Below are 23,083 nucleotides of genomic sequence, written 5' to 3'. Positions count from 1 at the left end.
AACTTATTTTTTGGTACACACCACTTGATTATCAAAACTAAGGTTAACAGTTTTATAACTATCTAAAGTTTTATCATGTAACCCCTTCTGATAAAAAGCTTTAAAATTATTGAACTTAGATTCTAAGTTCGCTACCTCACCAAGGTCTACAATAAAACCCTCGGTTCTTAACTTCAATTCAAAATGCTTATTGTTCTGATGAATTCCTATAATATTTTTTTTCAGAAACTCATCGAAATATATAAACATAGCCAACTCATAGAGCTTTGGCATATTATTTTTTACATCTGTACCAGTTATCAACGGCACTCTAGCTGAATGCACCGGAGATAATGGCATCGATTTACCCTCTATATCTATATAAAATGGCTGATTCGCTGCTACTCGCCCTATTGGCGTGCGCTGCCGAATTTTAGCTCCAATTTGCCCTGTTACAGATACATACACATCTGCTTCTTGCACCATTGCATTAGCAATCAGAGACTTCTCTATAGTATTCAAAGCTAATTTTTCTTTTCGTACGCCCGTAAGGGTATCTGGATTTTGTATCAACAATTTATTAACCGTATTTCGAGTGATATAATGACCATCGTTATTTAAAAATTCGATGTTGCAATTAGCACTCAATTCACGGTTTTCATTCCTTGTATTCGAAAATGAATACAAGAAAATCAATGCGAATAGCACAACAAATATTTTTATATGGTTAACATATTTTTTCACTTAACGCTTTTTTTATGGTATTAACTTCTAGTCCAATATCTCCTGCTCCTAAGGATAAGAAAACTTGCGAATCGCTTTTTCTCAACACCTCAGTTAAATCTCTTTTTTCAACCTTTTGCTTGTTATCACTGGAAATCATTTCCAACAACCAATCGGCAGTAATTCCTTCAATAGGTTTCTCTCTAGCGGGGTATATGTCTAATAAAATTATCTCATCAAAATTGGCTAAGCTCTTTGAAAATTCGGGGGCAAAATCTTTCGTTCTTGAAAAAAGATGGGGCTGAAAGATTACAGTTGTTTTTTTATTTGGGTGTGCACTTTTTACGGCTTCAAAAACAGCATCTATTTCTGTTGGATGATGCGCATAATCGTCTATATAAATAAGATCTTCTTGATTTATATGATAAGAAAATCTACGTTTTATTCCTTTAAAAGTGGCAAGGGCTTCAGCAAGACGACTTAGAGGGGTGTCTATAGTAGTCGCCATTGCTAATGCTGCCAATGCGTTTAACAAATTATGTTTTCCTGGCTTGTTAAACCTCACTCCTCTAACATGTTCTGTGGGAGTCACTAAATCGAATAGGTAGGTTGAGTCTGTTATTGTTAGATTTCTGATTGAAAAATCAGAATTATCCTCTATACCATAAGTAATTCCATTAATTGGCAATCCACTTTTCACAAAAAGCTTCCCTCCTGGTTTTACTTTCTCAGAAAACGCTACAAAAGTTCGTTCCATCTCCTCCTTATCTCCATAAATATCTAAATGATCTGCATCTATTGAAGTAATACATGCTACCGATGGAGAGAGATGTAAGAAAGAGCGATCAAATTCATCCGCTTCTACTACGGTAAATTCATCTCCTTCTATTAAAAAATTACTATTAAAGTTTTCAGAAACACCTCCTAAAAAAGCTGTAATTGATGTTCCTGTTTCTTTTAAGATATGTGCTAAAATTGCACTTGTAGTTGTTTTTCCATGAGTTCCAGCTACAGCAAAGCAATAAGAGTCTTTTGTTATCAGTCCTAAAACTGCTGCTCGTTTCTGAATATTAAATCCATTTGAAACAAAATAACCATACTCGCTATTATCACTTGGAACTGCAGGTGTATAAACAACTAATGTGTTTTCTATATTTTTAAAATCAGCTGGGATATTGTCTATAGCTTCATCATAATGAATTGCAATTCCCAACGCTGTTAACCCACTAGTAATCTCACTAGTAGTTTTATCATATCCAGCAACTTCCTTTCCTATGAATTTAAAATAACGTGCTAAGCCAGACATGCCTATGCCGCCTATGCCCAGAAAGTAAACGTTATTTATTTTATTTAAATCCATTTTCAACTTGTTAAGCTGTTTTTTTTATTATTTCATCAATAGCATCAACGATGTCTTTTGTTGCATTCGGTAATGCTAACATCTTAAAGCTATTTCCCATTTTTTTCTGTTCTTCTTCTGAATTCCATACTGATAAAAACTTAGTTTCAAAATCAGTATCTAAATCAGTTTCTTTTACTAATAAAGCCGCATCTTTACTTACTACTGCCGCTGCATTTTTTGTTTGATGATCTTCAGACACATTTGGAGAAGGAATAAAAATAACAGGTTTTCCTACTATAGCTAATTCCGAAACCGATATTGCACCCGCTCTAGATATAATTACATCTGCTGCTGCATAGGCTAACTTCATATCATTTATAAAAGCATTCACTTTTACAAAGTCACTCTCATATTTTTTATATTCATCATAATACAGCTTTCCACATTGCCATATTAGTTGTACGTTATTTTCTTCAAAAAAGTTTAGCTCTTTTTCAATCAGCTGATTAATTCTTCTCGCCCCTAAACTTCCTCCCATGACAAACAGCGTTTTACGTTTTTCAGAAAGATTAAAAAATTTAATTCCCTCTAACTGTTTATCTCCTATCTGTAAAAGATCTTGCCTTACTGGATTTCCAGTTTTTACAATTTTTTCAGCTGGAAAAAAGCGCTCCAAATTATCATAAGCAACAAATATTTTTTTCACATCTTTTGCCAACCACTTATTTGTAATTCCAGGAAAAGAATTTTGCTCTTGTATCACACAAGGAACACCTTTCCCAGAGGCTGCTTTAAGCAATGGACCACTAGCAAATCCTCCTGTACCGATAACTACATCTGGTTGAAATGATTTTACAATCTTTCTCGCCTTCCAAATACTACTAATCAGCTTAAAAGGGAACATTAAGTTTTTTAATGTTAGCTTACGCTGTATTCCTGAAATCCATAATCCTTCAATCTCATAACCCGCTTGAGGCACTTTCTCCATCTCCATTCTATCTTCTGCACCTACAAAAAGGAATTCTGCATCTGCATACCTATGCTTTAACTCATTTGCTATAGCAATGGCAGGATAGATGTGACCTCCTGTTCCGCCTCCCGATAATATGAATTTATAATTGCTCACTTAAAATATCTAATGGGTTCTGATTATCTATTGCTTCTTTCTCTTCAATTTCTTCTAAATCCTCTTGACGCTTTGCACTCACACTTAGAATAATACCTATTGCTAAACATGTCATCCAAATAGAGGTTCCTCCACTACTAATTAGCGGAAGTGTTTGCCCTGTTACCGGAAATAACTCGACTGCTACTGCCATATTTATAAATGCCTGCACTACAATCGGCAAGCCTGCAGCTATAACCAATAATTTTCCGAATGTAGACTCCGATTTATGTGCTACAACTACAATTCTAAACAATAGAAGTAGATACATAAATATAATTACGAAACCACCTACAAGGCCATATTCTTCGATGATGATAGCATATATAAAATCTGATGAGCTTTGAGGTAAGAAGTTTTTCATTACACTCTTTCCTGCTCCCAAACCAACAACACCTCCTGTTGCAATTGCTATTTTTGCTTTCTCGATTTGGTAATCAGCTTCTGTATCCTCATCATTTGTAAAATTATCAATCCTGCTTATCCAAGTATCAACACGATTTGGAAAGAGACCTGGAAATGCTTTTGCAGTTAACACAAACATCGTAAGTCCTAATATACCTGCACCTATTACTCCCAACAGATATTTCCAAGGATATCCTCCTAAGAAACATAAAATTAAAACCATTAAAAAGATAATAGCTGTAGTAGAAAAGTTAGCTGGTAAAATTAAAACCAACACTATAAAAACTGGCAACCATAACGGCACAATAGTCTCTTTAAAAGTTACCGTTCTATCTTTTATTTTTGCTAAATACCTAGCTACGTGTACTAAAAGCACAATAGCAGCAAAAGTAGATGTCTGAAAAGTGATTCCTACGTAAGGAACTTGTATCCATCTACTTGCATTAGCTCCACCAATCATCGTTCCTTGAGCTAATGTATAAAGCAATAACAGTATTACAATGGGCATTGCTAAAATCGACAATGCCTTGAAATATCTATAAGGTATTTTATGCACAGCATATATAACTCCGATACCTAAAAGAAGCAAAACAGCATGCTTTAATAAGTACCCAAAGGTAGTACCGCTACCAACCACATACACTAAGTTTGTACTGGCGCTATATACTGGTAAAAAAGAAAATAACGCTAGTATGGCCACTACGGCCCATATAGCTTTATCTCCCTTAATATTTTTAAATAATTGCTGCACTATTTCTTTTTATAATTCTTGAACTGCCTTTTTAAACTGATCTCCACGATCTTCATAGTTTGTAAATAAGTCGAAAGATGCACATGCTGGAGATAATAAAACTGTATCCCCTCTTTCTGCTACCTCTTTACTCATATTTACTGCATCTTTCATAGATGTAGTTTCCACAACAAAATCTACAACACCACCAAAAGTCTCTATGATCTTAGCATTATCAAGACCCAAGCAGATTATCGCCTTTACCTTCTCTCTTACAAGAGGCATTAAAGACAAATAATCATTTCCTTTATCCTGCCCTCCAACAATCCATACCGTAGGAGTTTTCATGCTATCCAACGCATAAAACGTTGCATTTACATTCGTTGCCTTAGAATCGTTCACATATTGAACATTTTGGATTTTCAACACTTTTTCTAATCTATGCGTTGCTCCTTGAAAATTCTCCAGACTCTCTCTAATTGTCGCCTTTCTAATTTTTAATAACTGAGCCACAGTAGAAGCCGCCATTGCGTTCTTCGTGTTGTGTTTCCCTTCTAATGCTAAAGTATCTGTAGACATTTCTATATGCTGTTTATCTATGTTAATTATAATTTTATCATTTTCTAAATAAGCTCCGTTTTCTATTTTCTTTTCTATGGAAAACGGTAATAATTTTGATTTCACTGGATGCTTTTCTAACCAAGCTTCTATCACTTCGTCATCAGCATCATAAATAAGGTAATCGTCTGCAGTTTGATTCATAGCTATTCTGAATTTAGAAGCTATGTAATTTTCAAACTTATAATCGTAACGATCTAAATGATCAGGGGTAATATTTGTAATAATGGCTATATGCGGATTAAACTGATGGATTCCGTCCAATTGAAAACTACTAATTTCAAGTACATAAGAATCTTTATCATTTTCGGCTACCATTTGAGCGAAACTATCACCAATATTCCCAGCCATTCCAACGTTTAACCCTCCATTTTTTAAAATATGGTTGGTTAACATTGTAGTGGTGGTTTTTCCATTACTCCCCGTAATTCCAATAAGCATTGCTTTTGTATAAAGAGCTGCAAATTCTATTTCAGAAATCACAGGAATCTTCATTTCCTTCAACTTTACAATTAAAGGAGCTTTGTCTGGAATACCAGGGCTTTTTACAATCAAATCGGCATTCGTAATTTTATCTTCTGAATGCTGACCTTCTTCCCAATCAACCTCAATATTTTTAAGAACGTTTTTATATTTTTCCTTTATAGGACCTCTATCAGAAACAAAAACCTCGTATCCCTCCTTCTTTCCTAAAATCGCAGCGCCAATGCCACTTTCTCCTCCTCCAAGAATCGCAAGAACTTTCATTACCTAAGTTTTAACGTAACTACAGTTAATACCGCCAATAAAATTCCTATAATCCAAAAGCGAGTTACAATCTTGCTTTCATGATACCCTTTCTTCTGATAATGGTGATGCAAAGGCGACATTAAAAATATCCTTCTTCCTTCTCCATACTTCTTCTTCGTATACTTAAAATAAGCTACTTGCAATACCACTGATAAATTCTCTGCTAAAAAGATTCCACATAGGATTGGAATTAACCATTCTTTACGAATAGCAATTGCCAATACTGCAATGATTCCTCCAATAGTTAAACTCCCCGTATCTCCCATAAAAACCTGAGCAGGGAAAGCATTGTACCACAAAAAACCAACTAATCCACCTGCAAAAGCAGCTATAAAAACTGTCATTTCTCCAGCTCTAGGGATGTACATAATATTCAGGTAATCCGAGAAAATTATATTCCCAGAAACCCATGCAAATATTCCTAATGTGAGTACTATTATTGCAGATGTTCCCGCTGCCAAACCATCAATTCCATCCGTTAGGTTGGCACCGTTTGAAACTGCAGTAATTATAAAAACCACTATTGGAATAAATATTAACCAAGCATAGCTTTTATAATTATCTCCCATCCAAGAAACCAATTCTGAATAATCGAACTCATTATCTTTTACAAAAGGAATCGTAGTTTTGGTTGACTTCTCTTCTTTTCCATACTCTAAAGCCACATCTCCATTTGCTACAACTTCAATATTATTTGGTGCTTTAAGCTCTTCTTTGATGGTAACAGCTGGATGAAAATATAATGTTGCTCCAACTACAATACCGATTCCAATTTGTCCTAATATTTTGAATCTTCCTTTTAATCCTTCTTTATCTTTTTTAAATATTTTTATGTAATCATCTATAAAACCAATAGCTCCCATCCACAAAGTGGTAACAATTAGAAGAATGATATATATATTATCTAGCTTCGCGAATAACAACACAGGAATAAGCGTAGACATAATTATTATGATCCCACCCATTGTTGGAGTTCCTGCTTTTTGAACTTGACCTTCTAAACCTAGTTCTCTTACACTTTCTCCTACTTGTTTTGCTCGTAAATAATTGATGACTCTCTTTCCGAATATTGTAGATATCAACAAGGATAAAATCACAGCAGCAGAAGCCCTAAAAGTGATGAATTGAAACAATCCAGCTCCAGGGAGTTGATAATTTTTTTCTAAAAATTCGAATAAATAGTATAACATATATTTTTCTATTTACTCCTTTCGGAGCTTACTGCTTTATTTTTTTACGTTTGATAATAATTCTTTAACAACCTTCATATCGTCAAAATCGTTACGAACTCCATTTACCTCTTGGTAGGTTTCATGACCTTTTCCTGCGATAAGAATAATATCATTAGCCTGAGCAAATTGGCAAGCTGTTTTTATTGCTTGCTTTCTATCTTCAATAGAGATTGTTTTATTAAAATTCTGAGGCTCCACACCTGCTTCCATTTCTTCAATAATTACCTTCGGATCTTCCGTTCTTGGATTATCAGAAGTGAAAATTGCTTTAGAGCTTAATGTCGAAGCAATATTTGCCATAACTGGTCGCTTTGTCTTATCTCTATCTCCACCACAACCCACAACTGTAATCAAGCTTTCATTCCCCGTGCGAATTGTATTTATAGTTTCTAATACATTCTTTAACGCATCTGGAGTATGTGCATAATCTACAATAGCAGTTACCTTTTCTTCAGAAATAAAATACTGAAAACGCCCACCTACACTTTCTAATTCACTTAAATGCTGCAACGTTTCTATGGCTCCCAATTCAAAAAGATCGGCTACCGCAAAAACAGCTAATAAATTATAAGCATTGAAACTTCCTATTAATCGAGACCAGACCTCATTATCATTTACTTTTAATAATAAGCCTGTGAATTGATTTTCTAATATTTGCGCTCTATAATCGGCATACGATTTTAATGCATAAGTAACCTTCTTTGCTTTTGTATTTTGCAACATCACAGCACCATTCTTATCATCTGCATTTGTTAATGCAAAAGCTGTTTTTGGAAGCTCATCGAAAAATATTTTCTTCGTATCTCGATACTCAGCAAATGTTTTGTGATAATCTAAATGGTCGTGACTTAAGTTTGTAAATACTCCCCCAGCAAAGTGCAGTCCAGCAGTTCGCTGCTGATGAATTCCATGAGAACTTACTTCCATAAAGCAAAATTCCACTCCTTCATCACTCATTTTTTGCAAATAGCTATTAATCTTTAATGAATCTGGAGTTGTATGCGTTGCAGGATATTCTTTATCCCCAACCATTATTTTAACTGTAGATAGCAAACCTACTTTATAACCCGCCTTCTTAAATAAATTATATAATAGTGTTGTAACTGTTGTTTTACCATTGGTTCCTGTTACCCCAACTAATTTTAAATTTTCTGAAGGATTTTTATAGAAATTGGCAGCCATAATAGCCAATGCTTTATGTGCATTTGCTACTTCTACATAAGTAATTCCGTTAATTATTTGCTCCGGAAGCTGCTCGCATATTACAGCAATTGCTCCAGACTCCACAGCCTTCGTGATATAATCATGTCCATCTACAATTGTTCCTGGAATAGCCACAAAGACATCATCCAAAGACACCTTACGAGAATCAAAATGAATATCATTAACATAAGTAACGGTACTTCCCGCCACTGCGTTAATATTCACTTTATATAATATGTCTTTTAATAACATCATGACAATTGCAATACGATTGTTTGATTCGACTCTATTTTTTGTCCTCCTTTTATAGACTGACTTTTTACTTTACCTACACCACTTCCTTCAACCTTAACACGCACTCCTAGATTCTCTAAAATAGAAACTGCATCCATTCCACTCATTCCCTCTACATTTGGAATTAAATTATTACGCTTTTTTACTTTTGCGTAATAAGACTGGTAATCTTTTTCTGTTTTATCACTCTCTTCATTAAGTTCTTCGATAGTATCTATTAATGGAGAATTTGTATATATTTTCTGAGCTACACTTTTAAATACTGGACCTGAAACATCTGCTCCATAATACCCTACACTTTTATCAGGATTATGAACTACTACAATACAAGAATATTTAGGCTCATCAGCAGGAAAATACCCCACAAAACTTGAGATATAATTCATTTTACTTTTATCAGCATAATCCTTTTGAGCAGTTCCCGTTTTTCCAGCCATTGAAAAATTAGGGGAATACAATCCATGACCTGTACCATGTTTATCTTCCACCACATTTTTAAGCATAGCCTGAACTTTAGAAATAGTTTCTTTTGAACAAACAGAAGGATTGATAACATCTTTATCGAACTTATAAATAACCTTATCCCACTCCCTAACTTCCTTTATTAGGCGAGGCTTCACCATTTCTCCTCCATTTGCCACCGCATTATAAAAAGTAAGCGTTTGCAAAGGTGTAAGCGAAACTCCATAACCGTAAGCCATCCACTGTAGAGCAATTCCACTCCAACGACTCTTATCATTTGGATGCGGTATAATTGGACTTCCTTCTCCTTTAATCGACATTCCCAGTTTTTCATTGAGCCCCATGTTGTAAATTCTATTTACAAACTTCTCAGGTTGGTCTTTATAAAACTTATCGATTATCTTTACAATACCTACATTCGAAGAACGCTCCAACACTTCAGAAACAGTTATTTTACCATAACCACCTCTTTTAGAATCACGCACTTTTTTTCCGTAGAAAGAAATAATTCCATTTTCAGTATCAATAACATCACTTGTATCTACAGCCTTATCTTCTAAAGCTGCAATCATAGACATTAATTTAAACGTAGAACCAGGCTCGTGAGATTCCCCAATTGCATAATTTAATCGCTCATAATAAGCGCCACCATTCGTTCTTCCTAAATTAGAAATTGCCTTTATTTCTCCAGTAGCCACTTCCATAACTACCACCGAACCATGATCGGCTTTATATTTCTCTAATTGCTTTAAAAGCGCATGATGTGCAATATCTTGGATATTCACATTAATAGTAGAAACTACATCATAACCATCTTTAGGCTCAATCTCGTTATAATCTGTAATAGGCTTCCATTGCCCTTTTGCTATTTTTTGCTTGAGCCTATGCCCTTCAGTTCCTCTTAAATAATCACCAAAAGCACCTTCCAAACCTACTCTCGTATAATAACCTTTATCGTCAACACGCTCATAACCAACACTACGATGCGCCATTCCTCCCAAAGGATATTCACGTTTTGTTTCTTGCTCCACAATAACACCTCCTTTATAAGGACCTAAATTAAAAAGCGGGAAATTTTTAATACGTACATATTCTGTATAACCAACGTTTTTAGCTATTAGTAAATACCTATTCTTATTGGCTCTAGCTTTTCGTAATAAATTTGAATAATAAGAGGAAGATCTCCCCAACGCAACAGATAAAGAATCTGAAAGCGGCTTTATATGCTCTTCAAAGACTTTATGTTGAGGCGTGATAGCATCAAAACGAATATCATATTTAGTAACAGATGTAGCCAACAAACTACCATCATCCGAATACAAATTCCCCCTTTTAGGTTCTATTGTAAAGTTTTTGACAGTACGCTGCTCCGCAAGTTCTCTATATTTTTCCCCGTCTACTACTTGGATGGTAACAAGCTTTACCACTATAGCCAACGCAAAGAAAAACATACATCCTGCAACGAAATACAAACGGCTTAATATGTTTTTATCAGTTATCGGCATTTTTTACTTTTTATGAGCTACCATTATTTTTTTTGGCGGGATTAGCGAGGGTTTTAATCCCGAAGATGCTACTTGATTTGTAACATTCGACTCCAATTTTACTTGTTGCACTTTAGTTCTTACATCTACAAATTCACTTCTTAACTCTAAAACTTCATTGTTAATTCTTGCTAAATCATGCACCTTTTTATCGGCATGATGCGCACTAGATATCATTACTACTGCTAAAATTGATATAAAGAGTATGAACCTCCAGTTTTTAATTGAATCTTCATTTACCAGAAATCCTCCTTTTAATAAATCTAAAATTCCTTTCTTCATAACACTCCTACAACTTTTCTGCTATCCTCAATTTTGCGCTTCGCGCTCTATTATTCTGTTTTATCTCTTCTGAAGTTGGAACAATCAATCCACCTACTTTTTTAAGAGGTACATTTATGTTTCCATAGAAATCCTTTTCAGGCTCTCCTTCAAATTTTCCGCTTCTTATAAATCTTTTAACCAATCTATCTTCTAAAGAATGGTAACTTATTAAACTTATTCGCCCTCCTTCTTTTAACAATTCTGGAGTTTGAAGTAAAAACTCTTTTAACACCTCTACTTCTTGATTTACCTCTATTCTTATAGCCTGATAAATCTGAGCTAAAATTTTATGCTCCTTATGCTGAGGTAAGAATTTTCTTATTGCCGACTTTAATTCTTCTGAAGTTTTTATAGGAGCCTCCGCTCTTTTCTCTACAATAGCTTTTGCCAAAGAACCTGCATTTCTCAACTCTCCATACAAACCAAAAACTTCTTTCAAAGCATTCTCTTCATAATCATTAACCACTTCATAAGCAGAAAGATGATTTTTCTTACTCATCCTCATATCTAAATCAGCCTCAAAACGAGTAGAAAAACCACGTTCAGCAACATCAAATTGATGAGAAGAAACTCCAAAATCACCCAATATCCCATCAACTTCTTTTACTCCATAGAATTTCAAAAAACGTTTTATAAACCTAAAATTCTCTTCTATCAATGTAAACCTTGGATCTCCTAAAGAATTATCCACCGCATCTTCATCTTGATCGAATGCATATAATTTACCGTTAGGTCCCAACCTTTTTAAAATCTCTTTGGAATGCCCTCCACCACCAAAAGTGACATCAACATACACACCATCTTCTTTTATAGCCAAACCATCTACGGTCTCTTTCAGCAACACTGGATTATGATATTCCATCTTCTTCTTCATTTAATTCAAAACCACCCATTACATCTTCCGCTAGATCAGAAAAAGAATCCGCTCCATCATCCAATACATCATAATACTTCTGCTTATCCCAAACCTCAATTCTGTCTATCGATTCCGAAAGCACAATTTCTTTTGCTATACCCGCAAACGTTATTAGATTTTTTGGAATAGACAACCTTCCACTAGCATCGATTTCTACCACACGAACTCCCGCAGTAAACTGACGGATGAAATCATTATTTTTCTTAACAAAACGATTTAATTTCCCAATTTGCTTCATTTCTTTCTCCCATGCCGCCATTGTATAAATTTCTAGGCATTTTTGAAAAATAGAGCGTTTTAACACCAAACCGTCCTTTAAAACGGGTGCTAATTTGGCACGCAAACTAGACGGCACCATTATGCGCCCCTTGCTATCTGCCTTACACTCATACTCTTCTGAAAACTGGATCAACTAAATTATTTTAAGTTGTTAATTCTTCAAATATAGCCAATTTTTTACCACTTTTTACCACTTTTTGTCACTTTTTACCACATTGTTAATAAATTATACCCACTACCACGCAAACAGCAGTAAATCCAATAGTTATAAAATTGTTAATAACCTTAAAGTTGATATTTAAACCAGGAAAAACCCTAATTTTGCCCTTTTTAGAAGATCAAATATTTGCATCGCATAGAAATGGTTTATTATACGTTCGAAATGCCTATATTTGTTTCCCAAGAAATGTAACAAACCCTTAATGGTACACGATTTAAAGAAGGAAGGTAAATTTACTTATTTAGAGGTTGGAGAAGGAACCCCCATTATTGTCCTACACGGATTGATGGGAGGATTGAGCAATTTTAATAACGTCGCCGATTACTTTTCAACTCGCGGGTACAAAGTTTTAATACCCGAATTACCGATATATAACATGTCTTTATTAAAGACAAATGTTAAAAGTTTTGCAAACTATTTAGAGAAATTCATTGATCATAAAGATTTAAACGATGTGATTTTACTTGGAAACTCCTTAGGTGGACACATTGGTCTTTTACACACAAAACTATACCCAAAAAGAACCAAAGCTTTGGTTATTACTGGAAGTTCTGGATTGTATGAAAATGCAATGGGAGACGGTTACCCAAAAAGAGGTGACTACGAATTTATCAAAAAGAAAAGTCAGGATGTTTTTTACGATCCTAAAGTAGCTACCAAAGAAATTGTAGACGAGGTATTTGCTACCGTAAACGATCGTAATAAATTAATCAAAACCTTAGCCATTGCAAAGAGCGCTATTCGTCATAATATGGCGAAAGACTTACCGCATATGCTTACTCCTACATGTATAATCTGGGGTGAGGATGACTCTGTAACACCTCCTACTGTAGCTAAAGAATTTCATGAACTTCTTCCAGATTCAAACTTATTTTGGATTGAGAAATGTGGGCACGCTCCAATGATGGAACACCCTGACCAATTCAATACAATTTTGGAAGACTGGTTAAACGAGCGAAAATTTTAAACAACAATAGAACTATGCAAGTCAAATCCGCCACTTTTATTATAAGTAATTCGGATGTTTCAAAATGCCCTAACGAGCCATTACCTGAATATGCGTTTATAGGAAGATCTAATGTTGGAAAATCTTCGCTTATCAATATGCTTACCGACCGTAAGCATTTAGCTAAAATATCTGGAAAACCAGGAAAGACACAGCTTATAAATCATTTTAAAATTAATGAAAATTGGTTTTTAGTAGATTTACCTGGCTATGGATATGCCAAAGTTTCTAAGAAAACTAAAAATACATTTCAGAAATTTATAACCAAGTATTTCGAAGAAAGACAACAATTGGTTTCTGCTTTTGTTTTGATAGACATAAGACATGAACCTCAAAAAATAGATATGGAATTTATGGAATGGCTTGGAGAACATCAGATTCCATTTTCTATAATCTTCACTAAAGCAGATAAGCTAAAGCCTAAAGCTATAGAGCGTGATGTACAGAAATATTTAGACACGCTAACTGCTGGTGTTTGGGCGGAAGCTCCTAATCATTTTATAACCTCTTCTGCAAATGGAACTGGTAAAGATGAACTTCTTGAATATATAGACACTATTAATCAAGAGTTTTACAAGCAAAAATAAGCTAAGCGCTGTACTAACTCTTCACGTATTCACAAACATAAACCTTTATATACCTATATTATAAAAGTAGACGGTTTTAAGTTGTTGGAAGGTTCTCTTTTATAGTTTCAATTAAAGACTCAACTGTAGAGTTAGCTGCAATCTGATCTGACGTCAAGAATATTTCTGGAGAGCAATTCTCTTCTTCTATAAGGACTAGTGGTAATTTGTGCGCTGCCAGAAACTCAGGATACCTCTCGTTAAGATGCTCCTTATATAAAAATTCCATCGCAACATTATTATTTGTCCTAAAAGAACGCCACACTTCCTTTTCTTTAAAGTTACCATGAGTAAGTTTACAAAGACTACAAGCATAGGTATTTGGACTCACAATTTTGTGAGCAGCATCAAAAAGCCCATTAACCATACCTGCCTTTGCATTATAAACAAAAAGAAGTGTAGGCTTGCTCATTATTTTTTAAGCTCTAATTTTTCAGCAAAATAATCACAAAAATCACGCATTGTAGCTGTCATTTTTTCGTCTTGAGTTGCACGATTAAAAGTATCACTCAAAGAAACTAACGTTTGATGCATGAATTTCTTCATCTCATCTACAGGCATATCTTTTGTCCAAAGATCAATCTTTAAAGTTTCTTGTTTTTCACTATCCCATACAGATAACAAAAATGCTTTTGCTTTTTCATTTTCTACACCACCATCTTTTGCTGTCCAACGCAACTTTTCTGGGACTCTATTCTCGTCTAACTCTATATTTAGATTAATGTCTGAGCTATAAGTTTTAGCCATTACTTTTCTGGTTTATATCTTGATTTATTAAAAATTTCTTCTGCTGAAGTGTTCAGCATTTGCTGCAAAGATACTTCATTATTTTGCATATAAGAAGCCACTATTTGCCAACCTATAAATTGACCAATCCTCCCTGGAGAATCTCCATCTATTTCTAGGTAAAACTTAGAAAAAGGAGCTGGATTGATAAAACGCTCCCCTAGTTTTGCATCTGTAGAAAAAAGCAATTCTTTTTCAATAAAATAACGCCACACATAATTTTCATTTGCAAGCGCCCAATCATATTCATCAATAGTATATCCTATTATATTGTTTTTTTCAGCTGAAGGAATAAATAGGTCTATTAGATAATAAAGTTTTCCATACTGAATCAACTCACCAAGAAATGTTCTATCCTTTGGAGCTGCGATTTTACTTCTTCCGATCGTTTTTGCAACGTCAATTGGTATTTGAGTTGCTGTGAAATTCTTCTTAATATATTGTTGGATTCCGCCATAATATCTATGGTCACTTCCTAAATAATTATCCAAGCCTATCAACATCAAACTATCTGCATAAATTACCCTGTTTTTATAATCTACATCAGAAATTACAGTGATAACTTTAGGGGCTTTAAAATCCTTGAAATAATATTTAACATGTTGAAAGACCGATTTTATCTGCGATGTATCTGTCTCAAAATCGTTATATTTTAAACGGATTTCATTATAAACATCTTGATGTAAAGAATCGTTCATTCTAGCAACCCAAACACTGTCTGGATATTCAGCTGGAAATAAATAAGGAAATTCCTTTTTTAAAGCTCCTAAGTCACTTTTATCAGCATTTGCAAAAGTCTTATCAAACCTAACTATCTTAGCTTGAGTATCAATTTTTGATATTTCATCTTCCAATCTATCCGCTTTAAAGCAACTAATTAACGAAATGACAATAAGAAAGCAATAAAATTTATTCATATGCATTATTTAAAAACCTTTAGCTATTATGCTTTTTAAAAATTTAAGAATCTGTTACATTTGTTTACAAAGTTAACTGAAAGTAAAAGTTAGTCCTAAAGTTTTACTACAGATAAAAAAATTCTTTTTAATTACCTTTTGATAACGCAATACAAAGACACAAATTATGAAAACAGAAAAAATAATAGATCACATCGTTACTTGGTTAAAAGACTATGCAGAGAATGCTAACATGAAAGGTTTTGTTATCGGAATTTCTGGTGGAATAGACTCCGCAGTAACATCCACATTATGCGCTAAAACAGGTTTAGATGTACTGTGCTTAGAAATGCCTATTCATCAAGCAGAAAATCAAGTAAGCAGAGCTTTAGACCATATAGATTGGCTTCAAAAAAGCTACCCAAGTGTATTAAGTAAGCAGGTAAACTTAACTCCTGTATTTGATAGTTTGGTAGCTGCTCTTCCGAAGGTAGAAAAAGAAGAAGATCGCTTTATGGCTTTAGCAAATACTAGAGCGAGATTGCGAATGACCTCTTTGTATTATTTCGCTACTCAAGAAAAATACTTAGTAGCAGGAACCGGGAACAAGGTGGAAGACTTTGGTGTAGGCTTCTATACAAAATATGGTGATGGTGGTGTAGACCTAAGTCCTATTGCAGATTTATTAAAAACAGAAGTTTACAATATTGCCAAAGTTTTAGGAATTAACCAAGCAATACAGAAAGCAGCTCCGACTGATGGCTTATGGGGAGATGACAGAACAGATGAAGATCAAATAGGAGCTTCATATCCTGAATTAGAATGGGCAATGGAAGCTACAGATCAAGGAAAAACAGCAGCAGATTTTGAAGGAAGAAAAAAAGAAGTCCTAACAATATATACAAGATTAAATAAAGCAAATAGACATAAAATGGATCCTATTCCTGTTTGTGAAATACCTGCTGAATTGAAAAAATAAATATATTTTTATTATTTTTTTTCTCATAGTTGACTTTAAAACTAATTTTTACTATATTTACTTACAAATTAACAAAGGATACCCCCAAAGTCGCTATGAAGTATATTAACTATTTTCTATTTTGTTGTGGCTTATTTAAAACGAACTTTAAAAAGTCTTTATTATGATTAAAGTTTTAGTTGCTGATAACCACCCCATCGTTAGAATGGGCTTAGAGACAGCTTTACAAAACAATGATACTCTCGAATTTATCGGAAGTGCAAGTACTACATCTGAATTATTCAGCACGTTAACTGTTAAAAATCCGGACGTGATTCTATTAGAAATGGATATTCCTGAAGTTAATGGTATCACCGCATTAAGAAGACTTAAGAAGGATAAGAAGGATATTAAAATCCTTATATACAGTGCGCAAGCTGAAGATGTATATGCGCTAAGCACTTTAAGAGCTGGAGCTTCTGGATATGTTTCTAAATCTGCTTCTATCGAGACTCTAATTAGTGCAATAACTAAAGTAGCAGACGGAGGTATGTTTATTACAAATGAACTAGCGCAACGCCTTGCCTTTGATGAAAGCACTAACAAACCACGAAAACTATTTAGAAAATTATCTACTCGTGAAGTGGAAGTACTTAAATTACTAGCTTCAGGAAGAAGAAATAAACAAGTTGCCGAAGAGTTAGGACTTAATGAAAAAACAGTAAGTACTTACAAAGCTCGACTTATGAGAAAATTAAATGTAGATAATATGGTTGATATGCTACAACAAGCAAAAGCATTAGAATTGTATTAAAAAAGTATATATAGCACATAAAAAAACACTCCTAGGAGTGTTTTTTTATGTGCTATAATGAAATTTGGTTAGCTATAAAACGTAGTGTTAGTAACCAATCCGAATCGGTCTGACAGTTTCTTTCTTAAATCCCAATAGTTTTTTATATCTTCCATTTGATCTAATGTTGCATTATTATTAGCCCCAATTATTTCATGAATACTGTCTACTAACATATTCAATAATTTCAATCGAAGCATCGCTATTGTCTGATGCACCAATAGATTAACAGACATATCTTTATCTTTCACAAGAATATCCTTACTTTCCCAATTTGATAAGGAATATTTTTCTTCATTCATGAGAATATCTACTACCTCAGCATTTTCTTCAAAACTTAAAGAATGTAGAAAATCATCCATTTTTAAACTTCCTTCAACATTATACATTTCTATAAGAATAGCATATATACGATGAAATTTTTCATTTGTAAACTCAATTTCATCAGCCTGTAAGTCTAAAAATATTTTTTCATAGACTTTCATTTCGACTTTAATCTCCTTCTCCAACATTTCCCCTTTGTCATTTTCTTCTAAAATTACATCGGTAAATGTTTCTGTTTTACTTCCATGAAAAAGTAGGATTCCTATAATAGATTTTTCTAATTGATTTAGCTGATCTATTTTTCTACTTCCTCCCTCTTTTCCAGATTTTACAACATCAAATGTATTATTTCTTTTTTCTTCTTTATGCTTTTTATTAGCATCCGATTTCTCTTTATTACCTAATTGAGCTAATGTATTATATAAAACATCTTCAGAAATATCCATTATCCTGGAGCACTCTTGGATGTATACCTCCCGTTGGATTCTATCTGGAATCTTATAGATACTATTTACAATCTCACGAATAGTATCAGCCTTTTTTATAGGATCGTTTTCAGCATCTTTAACCAGTAAAGAAGCTTTAAAACGTATAAAATCGGTTGCATTTTCTTCTAAAAAAGCAACTAACTCTTCATGATCATTTTCTCTTGCGTAGCTATCTGGATCTTGACCTTCAGGAAAAGTACAAATCTTAACATTCATTCCTTGTTCCAAAATCAAATCTATACCTCTAATAGAAGCTCGAATCCCAGCAGCATCACCATCAAAGAGAACCGTAATATTCTTTGTTAATCTATTTATAAGTCGAATTTGATCCGACGTCAAAGCAGTTCCACTAGAAGCTACAACATTTTCTATTCCGCTTTGATTAAACTGTATCACATCTGTATAACCTTCAACTAAATAACAATTATCTTGTTTGGCTATAGCTTGCTTTGCATGATAAATACCATACAACACTTTACTCTTATGATATATCTCACTCTCAGGGGAATTTAAATATTTTGCAGCCTTTTTATCTGATGTTAGAATACGACCTCCAAAACCTAAAACACGGCCACTCATAGAGTGAATAGGGAACATTACTCGACCTTTAAATCGATCGAACATTCTCTTATCTCCAGAACCCTCTTTCTCCTTTACAATAGTTAACCCCGTTTTTTCTAAAAAATCTAATTGATATCCTTTTCCAAGCGCTTCTTTTGTAAAAGCATCCCACTGATCTAAAGAGTATCCTAGTTTAAATTTTTCTATAGTTTCTTGGGTAAAACCACGCTCTTTAAAATAAGTTCCACCAATTGCTTTTCCTAACTCACTATTTTTTAATGTTTTTTGAAAATAGTCTTGAGCGAATTCAGAAACCAAATACATACTTTCACGCTCACTAGATTTCTCTTTAGCTTCGTTAGTTTGCTCTGTCTCCTCTACTTCAATCCCATATTTCCTAGCTAAGTATTTAATAGCTTCAGGATATGTATAATGTTCGTGTTCCATAAGGAAAGCCACAACATTCCCACCTTTCCCACTACTAAAATCTTTCCAGATTTGTTTCACAGGAGAAACCATAAAACTAGGTGTTCGCTCATCAGAAAATGGACTAAGCCCTTTAAAGCTAGACCCCGATTTCTTTAATTGTACAAAATCACCAATCACCTCCTCTACGCGAGAAGCATCAAAAACTTTATCTATGGTCGACTTTGAAATCAATTGAAAATAATTTTTAAAAGAATTTATAAAAAAATGATTCCCACTTAAAGCAGGAATCAAAAATAAGTAATATTATAACCTTATAACGTTACTGATGACACTTTTTTATTGAAATTTATATTTCAAATCGAAGTCCTAAGGATATATTGTGCTGTTCTACATTTGGCTCTTTAAACATATCATTTAAATCATATTTCACATATAACGATACACCTCCATAACCTATATAACCAGCAATTCCATAAATAAAATTATTTGTGTTATAATTGTCTTTTATCTTTTGTTCCGACTTTACACCCTCTAAATTAGTAGCTCTTAATTTTTGTCTAGTACTTGAGTTTAGGCCTGCATAACCTCCAATTCCAGTTACAAATTTATGTCGCGTATCATATCTAAAATAATCTTCTCGCTCTACCTTTTTTGAAGGCCCAAATTCAAAAAATACAGGGACTACAAAATTATCCATTCGCAATTTAGCTTTATGAACTTTACCCTCATAAGTTTCTAAAGATGTTATATTTCCCTCTTTTACGAAGTACAAATTATCTGCTGCCTTAATCCCGTTCGATTGATACGAAATTCCATAAGTTAATCTTATTGCATTACTATTTTTAAGAAGACGAGTTTTCCATTGCCAACCAACCTCAAAGAATTTACTTCCTCCAATCTGATATGGTGTATCATTAAAAGAAACTCCATCAATCAACCCATGATTAAATCCAAAAGCTACATAAATAGCTGAGCTTGTTCTTTTATCATAAACTCGTTTATATTTACAATTATTGGGTTCTTCTAATACATCTTCTTTCACAATATCTTCTTCAATAAAAAGATCCTCTCCCCTTTGCAGCAATGCTATATTATTATCCAATATTGCAATTTTATTCTCGATATTCTTTGCTGCTATTTCTGCGGCTTCCTTTTTCTTATTCTCCGCTTCAGTACTTGTTAAAACTCCACTAGACTGATCTTCTGTTATTTTTTCAACCTCCCTCTTAAGCCTAGCTTTCTCGTCATTTATTACTTGTTCCTTCTGTTTTTGTAATAACTCGATCTTTGACAAAGGTGTTACAACTTTTAAAGTATCTGATACTTCCTGTCCCAATACATAATGGACATTAAGGAGTACTATCGCTATGGCGATATAAATTTTAATTCTAAACATGATTTTTGATTTTGATTGATGAATAAACTATTGATTACGGTCGGCTACAGCAGATTTAACTCTCATCAATCTTTCTTTGATAACTTCGAAGACTTTCTCTTTAAAAGATTGATCTAGTTCTGTTTCTACTTCGTCTAAAAGCGCCATTGCACTGAGGCTATCCGGCCGCTTATTATGCATTTTTTCATTATAGATTGACTTTTGAGCTTCTAATAAAAGTGCATTTATCTCTTCATCTGTAACACTTGTACCCTCTTTCAACTCTATTATTTTCGAAGCCACATCATTAATTTTATCTGATTCAATAGTTTCCTTCTTTCTTTCTGCTACCAAAACCGAAGTTCCATCTTCAACATACTCGATAGCCTTTTTAGATTGCGAAGCTTTATTTTCATTTAACTCATCTGACACTGACTTTTTAGTAGCCATGCTGTTAGATGCTTCTATAATTTGCTCATTTAGTATTTCTGGGTTCTTTTTTATAGGCTCTTCAATAGGGTCTTGAACATTTTGTTTTACTACCTCTAAATGTATATCTTGATTGGATGAATTAATTAAATAAATACTACTAACTAAAATCACAACAAATACTGCTGCTACCCAATACACCATAGCTATATTTTTCCTTTTTGAATTACCATCTGTATTCAACTTGGACTCCAAACGCTCCCATGCATCTTTAGAAGGATTAATTTTTCGTTCTTCTAAAGTTTTCTTTATATGATTATTAAGAGGATTGAGACTCATAATTACTATTTTTAAATTCTTTAATATTTTCCTGAAGCACCCTTCTAGCTTTAAACAATTGAGATTTAGATGTACTTTCTGCAATATTTAACTGTAAAGCTATTTCTTTATGAGAATATCCTTCAACAGCAAATAACAAGAATACAGATTTATAACCATCTGGAAGCGCATCTATTAAAACCTGAATTTCTTCTACTTCAAGAAGTTCATGGTATTTATCCAAGACAAAATCTTCCTTAGGATAATCATTTTCATTTTCTAAAAAGATTATTTCCTTTTTACTTCTTATAAAGCTTAAACATTCTCGAACCATAATTTTACGAATCCATCCTTCAAAACTACCTTCACTCTTAAAAGTTTCTATCTTTTTAAAAACTTTGTAGAAAGCAGTTATCATAACATCTTCAGCATAATGAATATCTTTTATATAATACCGACATACAGAAAGCATTTTAGGCGAAAATTGTAAGTATATTTTATGTTGCGCATCTCTACTTCCCTTCCTTGCCTTTTCTATAAGCTTCTGCTCGTTACTGTTAAGTTGTATGATTTTCAAGACCCGTTTCATTGTTAGTTCTATTTAAAAAGACGTTTGCTTTTTAAGAAAGGTTGCCTAGGTTGTTATTTTATTTAAAAATAATAGCTAATTCATATATAAACAGCATATTAAAAATACATAATAACTATAAAGAGAAACAGTTCTTTTAATTAAAAAAAATGTAATTGTTTAAAAGAGATTGCTACAAAAGTAAATCGTAGCAACTACTATAAAAGTAAGTATAGTAAGGAGAATTTTATATTTATTTTTTACGCTCAATCACGTAATTTACCATAAGCTCTAAAGAATCTTTGTAAACTGAAGGTGGGAAATCTGCTAATAACAAAAGAGCTTCTTGCTGAAATGCAATCATTTTTTCTTCAGCATAAATTAAACCTCCCTTGTCTTTTACAAAAGCAATAACCTCATTAACTCGCTTTTTATCTTTGTTGTGTTTCTTAACGGAGTTTATAAGCCACTTGCGCTCTTCTTTACTACAATTATCTAACGTATAAATAAGAGGAAGCGTCATTTTTTGCTCTTTTATATCTATTCCTGTAGGTTTTCCTATCGGTCCATCTGTATAATCAAAAAGATCATCTTTTATCTGAAAAGCCATTCCTATCAGCTCTCCAAACTTTCGCATCTTTTCAACTTCATCAGAATTCGGTTTTACAGAACATGCACCTAAACTACAGCACGCCGCAATTAATGTTGCCGTTTTCTGACGAACTATTTCATAATAAACAGCTTCTGTTATATCTAAGCGTCTTGCTTTCTCTATTTGAAGTAATTCCCCTTCACTCATCTCTCTAACAGCAACAGAAATTATCTTCAGGAGATCAAAATCTTCATTATCAATAGAAAGAAGTAGCCCTTTAGAAAGAAGGTAGTCTCCTACTAAAACCGCTATTTTATTTTTCCATAAAGCATTTATGGAGAAGAATCCACGCCTCCTATTGCTATCGTCTACCACATCATCGTGAACCAAGGTAGCTGTATGAATAAGTTCGATAACACTCGCTCCTCGATAGGTACGATCATTAACAGCTCCATCGGAAACCATTTTTGCTACAAGAAAAACAAACATAGGGCGCATTTGCTTACCCTTTCGATTTACAATATAATATGTAATACGGTTGAGTAAGGCTACTTTTGAAGACATCGATTCATGGAACTTTTTTTCAAAAAGTTCCATCTCATGACGTATCGGCTCTTTAATTTGTTCTACTACCTTCATAGAAAGCGTA

23 protein-coding genes are annotated in these 23,083 nt (G+C 33.6%); 4 read left to right on the top strand and 19 right to left on the bottom strand.

Annotated features, from left to right (window positions below):
- Positions 1-3: 3 nt before the first annotated feature.
- From ACN0TY_RS11330 to mraZ, 11 genes are read right to left on the bottom strand one after another with little or no spacing between them, the layout of a single operon-like run.
- The gene (locus ACN0TY_RS11330; protein WP_236959980.1) at positions 4-723 is read right to left on the bottom strand and encodes a cell division protein FtsQ/DivIB; all 720 of its coding nucleotides are present in this window, start codon (positions 721-723) and stop codon (positions 4-6) included.
- Positions 707-2,062: a UDP-N-acetylmuramate--L-alanine ligase gene (gene murC, locus ACN0TY_RS11325; RefSeq protein WP_417444582.1), complete on the bottom strand. Its 1,356-nt coding sequence runs from the start codon at positions 2,060-2,062 to the stop codon at positions 707-709. The genes ACN0TY_RS11330 and murC overlap by 17 nt, the downstream gene beginning before the upstream one ends.
- A gap of 10 nt (positions 2,063-2,072) precedes the next feature.
- Entirely contained in the window at positions 2,073-3,170 is a 1,098-nt protein-coding gene (gene murG / locus ACN0TY_RS11320; RefSeq protein WP_417444581.1) for an undecaprenyldiphospho-muramoylpentapeptide beta-N-acetylglucosaminyltransferase, read from the bottom strand.
- On the bottom strand, positions 3,157-4,365 hold the full coding sequence (locus ACN0TY_RS11315) for an FtsW/RodA/SpoVE family cell cycle protein (RefSeq protein WP_236959983.1): 1,209 nt from the start codon (positions 4,363-4,365) through the stop codon (positions 3,157-3,159). Before ACN0TY_RS11315 ends, murG begins: the two co-directional genes overlap by 14 nt.
- 9 nt (positions 4,366-4,374) lie before the next feature.
- On the bottom strand, positions 4,375-5,709 hold the full coding sequence (gene murD / locus ACN0TY_RS11310) for a UDP-N-acetylmuramoyl-L-alanine--D-glutamate ligase (protein ID WP_417444580.1): 1,335 nt from the start codon (positions 5,707-5,709) through the stop codon (positions 4,375-4,377).
- Entirely contained in the window at positions 5,709-6,941 is a 1,233-nt protein-coding gene (mraY, locus tag ACN0TY_RS11305; protein WP_417444579.1) for a phospho-N-acetylmuramoyl-pentapeptide-transferase, read from the bottom strand. The genes murD and mraY overlap by 1 nt, the downstream gene beginning before the upstream one ends.
- 36 nt (positions 6,942-6,977) lie before the next feature.
- A complete protein-coding gene (locus ACN0TY_RS11300) occupies positions 6,978-8,441 on the bottom strand; it encodes a UDP-N-acetylmuramoyl-L-alanyl-D-glutamate--2,6-diaminopimelate ligase (protein WP_417444578.1) in 1,464 nt (487 codons plus the stop codon).
- Complete coding sequence (locus ACN0TY_RS11295; protein ID WP_417444577.1) at positions 8,438-10,447, bottom strand: penicillin-binding protein; 2,010 nt, start codon at positions 10,445-10,447, stop codon at positions 8,438-8,440. The genes ACN0TY_RS11300 and ACN0TY_RS11295 overlap by 4 nt, the downstream gene beginning before the upstream one ends.
- 3 nt (positions 10,448-10,450) lie before the next feature.
- Positions 10,451-10,768: an FtsL-like putative cell division protein gene (locus ACN0TY_RS11290; protein WP_236959988.1), complete on the bottom strand. Its 318-nt coding sequence runs from the start codon at positions 10,766-10,768 to the stop codon at positions 10,451-10,453.
- Positions 10,769-10,775: 7 nt separating this feature from the next.
- Positions 10,776-11,672, bottom strand: a complete 897-nt coding sequence (rsmH, locus tag ACN0TY_RS11285) for a 16S rRNA (cytosine(1402)-N(4))-methyltransferase RsmH (protein WP_417444576.1) — start codon at positions 11,670-11,672, stop codon at positions 10,776-10,778.
- Positions 11,659-12,138 (bottom strand): division/cell wall cluster transcriptional repressor MraZ, encoded by a 480-nt coding sequence (mraZ, locus tag ACN0TY_RS11280; RefSeq protein ID WP_417444575.1) that lies wholly within the window; start codon positions 12,136-12,138, stop codon positions 11,659-11,661. The genes rsmH and mraZ overlap by 14 nt, the downstream gene beginning before the upstream one ends.
- Before the next feature lie 289 nt (positions 12,139-12,427).
- On the opposite strand from mraZ, the gene ACN0TY_RS11275 reads away from it, so the two are divergent.
- Positions 12,428-13,192: an alpha/beta fold hydrolase gene (locus tag ACN0TY_RS11275; protein WP_236959991.1), complete on the top strand. Its 765-nt coding sequence runs from the start codon at positions 12,428-12,430 to the stop codon at positions 13,190-13,192.
- A gap of 14 nt (positions 13,193-13,206) precedes the next feature.
- Positions 13,207-13,818 (top strand): ribosome biogenesis GTP-binding protein YihA/YsxC, encoded by a 612-nt coding sequence (yihA, locus tag ACN0TY_RS11270; protein WP_236959992.1) that lies wholly within the window; start codon positions 13,207-13,209, stop codon positions 13,816-13,818.
- A 76-nt stretch (positions 13,819-13,894) separates the two neighbouring features.
- Here the strand turns inward: yihA and ACN0TY_RS11265 are convergent, their stop codons facing one another.
- From ACN0TY_RS11265 to gldB, 3 genes are read right to left on the bottom strand one after another with little or no spacing between them, the layout of a single operon-like run.
- Positions 13,895-14,269, bottom strand: coding sequence for a GTPase (locus ACN0TY_RS11265; protein ID WP_417444574.1), 375 nt, complete (start codon positions 14,267-14,269; stop codon positions 13,895-13,897).
- A complete protein-coding gene (gldC, locus tag ACN0TY_RS11260; protein ID WP_236959994.1) occupies positions 14,269-14,604 on the bottom strand; it encodes a gliding motility protein GldC in 336 nt (111 codons plus the stop codon). The genes ACN0TY_RS11265 and gldC overlap by 1 nt, the downstream gene beginning before the upstream one ends.
- Complete coding sequence (gene gldB / locus ACN0TY_RS11255) at positions 14,604-15,560, bottom strand: gliding motility lipoprotein GldB (protein WP_417444573.1); 957 nt, start codon at positions 15,558-15,560, stop codon at positions 14,604-14,606. Before gldB ends, gldC begins: the two co-directional genes overlap by 1 nt.
- A 166-nt stretch (positions 15,561-15,726) precedes the next feature.
- On the opposite strand from gldB, the gene nadE reads away from it, so the two are divergent.
- Positions 15,727-16,518 (top strand): NAD(+) synthase, encoded by a 792-nt coding sequence (gene nadE, locus ACN0TY_RS11250; protein ID WP_417444572.1) that lies wholly within the window; start codon positions 15,727-15,729, stop codon positions 16,516-16,518.
- Positions 16,519-16,681: 163 nt separating this feature from the next.
- The gene (locus ACN0TY_RS11245; RefSeq protein ID WP_236959997.1) at positions 16,682-17,311 is read left to right on the top strand and encodes a response regulator transcription factor; all 630 of its coding nucleotides are present in this window, start codon (positions 16,682-16,684) and stop codon (positions 17,309-17,311) included.
- A gap of 68 nt (positions 17,312-17,379) precedes the next feature.
- Here ACN0TY_RS11245 and dnaG read toward each other — a convergent pair whose 3' ends face one another.
- The 5 genes from dnaG to ACN0TY_RS11220 form a co-directional block, all read right to left on the bottom strand.
- Positions 17,380-19,383 (bottom strand): DNA primase, encoded by a 2,004-nt coding sequence (dnaG, locus tag ACN0TY_RS11240; RefSeq protein ID WP_417444571.1) that lies wholly within the window; start codon positions 19,381-19,383, stop codon positions 17,380-17,382.
- A 115-nt stretch (positions 19,384-19,498) separates the two neighbouring features.
- The gene (locus tag ACN0TY_RS11235; RefSeq protein ID WP_417444570.1) at positions 19,499-20,548 is read right to left on the bottom strand and encodes a hypothetical protein; all 1,050 of its coding nucleotides are present in this window, start codon (positions 20,546-20,548) and stop codon (positions 19,499-19,501) included.
- A 27-nt stretch (positions 20,549-20,575) separates the two neighbouring features.
- Positions 20,576-21,295 (bottom strand): hypothetical protein, encoded by a 720-nt coding sequence (locus ACN0TY_RS11230; protein ID WP_417444569.1) that lies wholly within the window; start codon positions 21,293-21,295, stop codon positions 20,576-20,578.
- Complete coding sequence (locus tag ACN0TY_RS11225) at positions 21,276-21,863, bottom strand: RNA polymerase sigma factor (RefSeq protein WP_417444568.1); 588 nt, start codon at positions 21,861-21,863, stop codon at positions 21,276-21,278. The genes ACN0TY_RS11230 and ACN0TY_RS11225 overlap by 20 nt, the downstream gene beginning before the upstream one ends.
- A 232-nt stretch (positions 21,864-22,095) precedes the next feature.
- Positions 22,096-23,073 (bottom strand): polyprenyl synthetase family protein, encoded by a 978-nt coding sequence (locus tag ACN0TY_RS11220; RefSeq protein ID WP_417444567.1) that lies wholly within the window; start codon positions 23,071-23,073, stop codon positions 22,096-22,098.
- Positions 23,074-23,083: the final 10 nt, after the last annotated feature.

The sequence above is a fragment of the Joostella sp. genome (assembly GCF_048266025.1).
Lineage (GTDB): Bacteria > Bacteroidota > Bacteroidia > Flavobacteriales > Flavobacteriaceae > Galbibacter > Galbibacter atrarenae.
This window is presented reverse-complemented; position numbering and strand designations above follow the sequence as displayed.

Coding starts and splice junctions, on each gene's coding strand:
- murD (WP_417444580.1), bottom strand. CDS start 5,709: ATGAAAGTTCTTGCGATTCTTGGAGGAGGAGAAAGTGGCATTGGCGCT.
- murC (WP_417444582.1), bottom strand. CDS start 2,062: ATGGATTTAAATAAAATAAATAACGTTTACTTTCTGGGCATAGGCGGC.
- ACN0TY_RS11300 (WP_417444578.1), bottom strand. CDS start 8,441: ATGATGTTATTAAAAGACATATTATATAAAGTGAATATTAACGCAGTG.
- ACN0TY_RS11245 (WP_236959997.1), top strand. CDS start 16,682: ATGATTAAAGTTTTAGTTGCTGATAACCACCCCATCGTTAGAATGGGC.
- gldB (WP_417444573.1), bottom strand. CDS start 15,560: ATGAATAAATTTTATTGCTTTCTTATTGTCATTTCGTTAATTAGTTGC.
- ACN0TY_RS11275 (WP_236959991.1), top strand. CDS start 12,428: ATGGTACACGATTTAAAGAAGGAAGGTAAATTTACTTATTTAGAGGTT.
- ACN0TY_RS11225 (WP_417444568.1), bottom strand. CDS start 21,863: ATGAAACGGGTCTTGAAAATCATACAACTTAACAGTAACGAGCAGAAG.
- ACN0TY_RS11220 (WP_417444567.1), bottom strand. CDS start 23,073: ATGAAGGTAGTAGAACAAATTAAAGAGCCGATACGTCATGAGATGGAA.
- yihA (WP_236959992.1), top strand. CDS start 13,207: ATGCAAGTCAAATCCGCCACTTTTATTATAAGTAATTCGGATGTTTCA.
- rsmH (WP_417444576.1), bottom strand. CDS start 11,672: ATGGAATATCATAATCCAGTGTTGCTGAAAGAGACCGTAGATGGTTTG.
- gldC (WP_236959994.1), bottom strand. CDS start 14,604: ATGGCTAAAACTTATAGCTCAGACATTAATCTAAATATAGAGTTAGAC.
- ACN0TY_RS11295 (WP_417444577.1), bottom strand. CDS start 10,447: ATGCCGATAACTGATAAAAACATATTAAGCCGTTTGTATTTCGTTGCA.
- nadE (WP_417444572.1), top strand. CDS start 15,727: ATGAAAACAGAAAAAATAATAGATCACATCGTTACTTGGTTAAAAGAC.
- ACN0TY_RS11235 (WP_417444570.1), bottom strand. CDS start 20,548: ATGTTTAGAATTAAAATTTATATCGCCATAGCGATAGTACTCCTTAAT.
- mraY (WP_417444579.1), bottom strand. CDS start 6,941: ATGTTATACTATTTATTCGAATTTTTAGAAAAAAATTATCAACTCCCT.
- ACN0TY_RS11265 (WP_417444574.1), bottom strand. CDS start 14,269: ATGAGCAAGCCTACACTTCTTTTTGTTTATAATGCAAAGGCAGGTATG.
- ACN0TY_RS11230 (WP_417444569.1), bottom strand. CDS start 21,295: ATGAGTCTCAATCCTCTTAATAATCATATAAAGAAAACTTTAGAAGAA.
- ACN0TY_RS11290 (WP_236959988.1), bottom strand. CDS start 10,768: ATGAAGAAAGGAATTTTAGATTTATTAAAAGGAGGATTTCTGGTAAAT.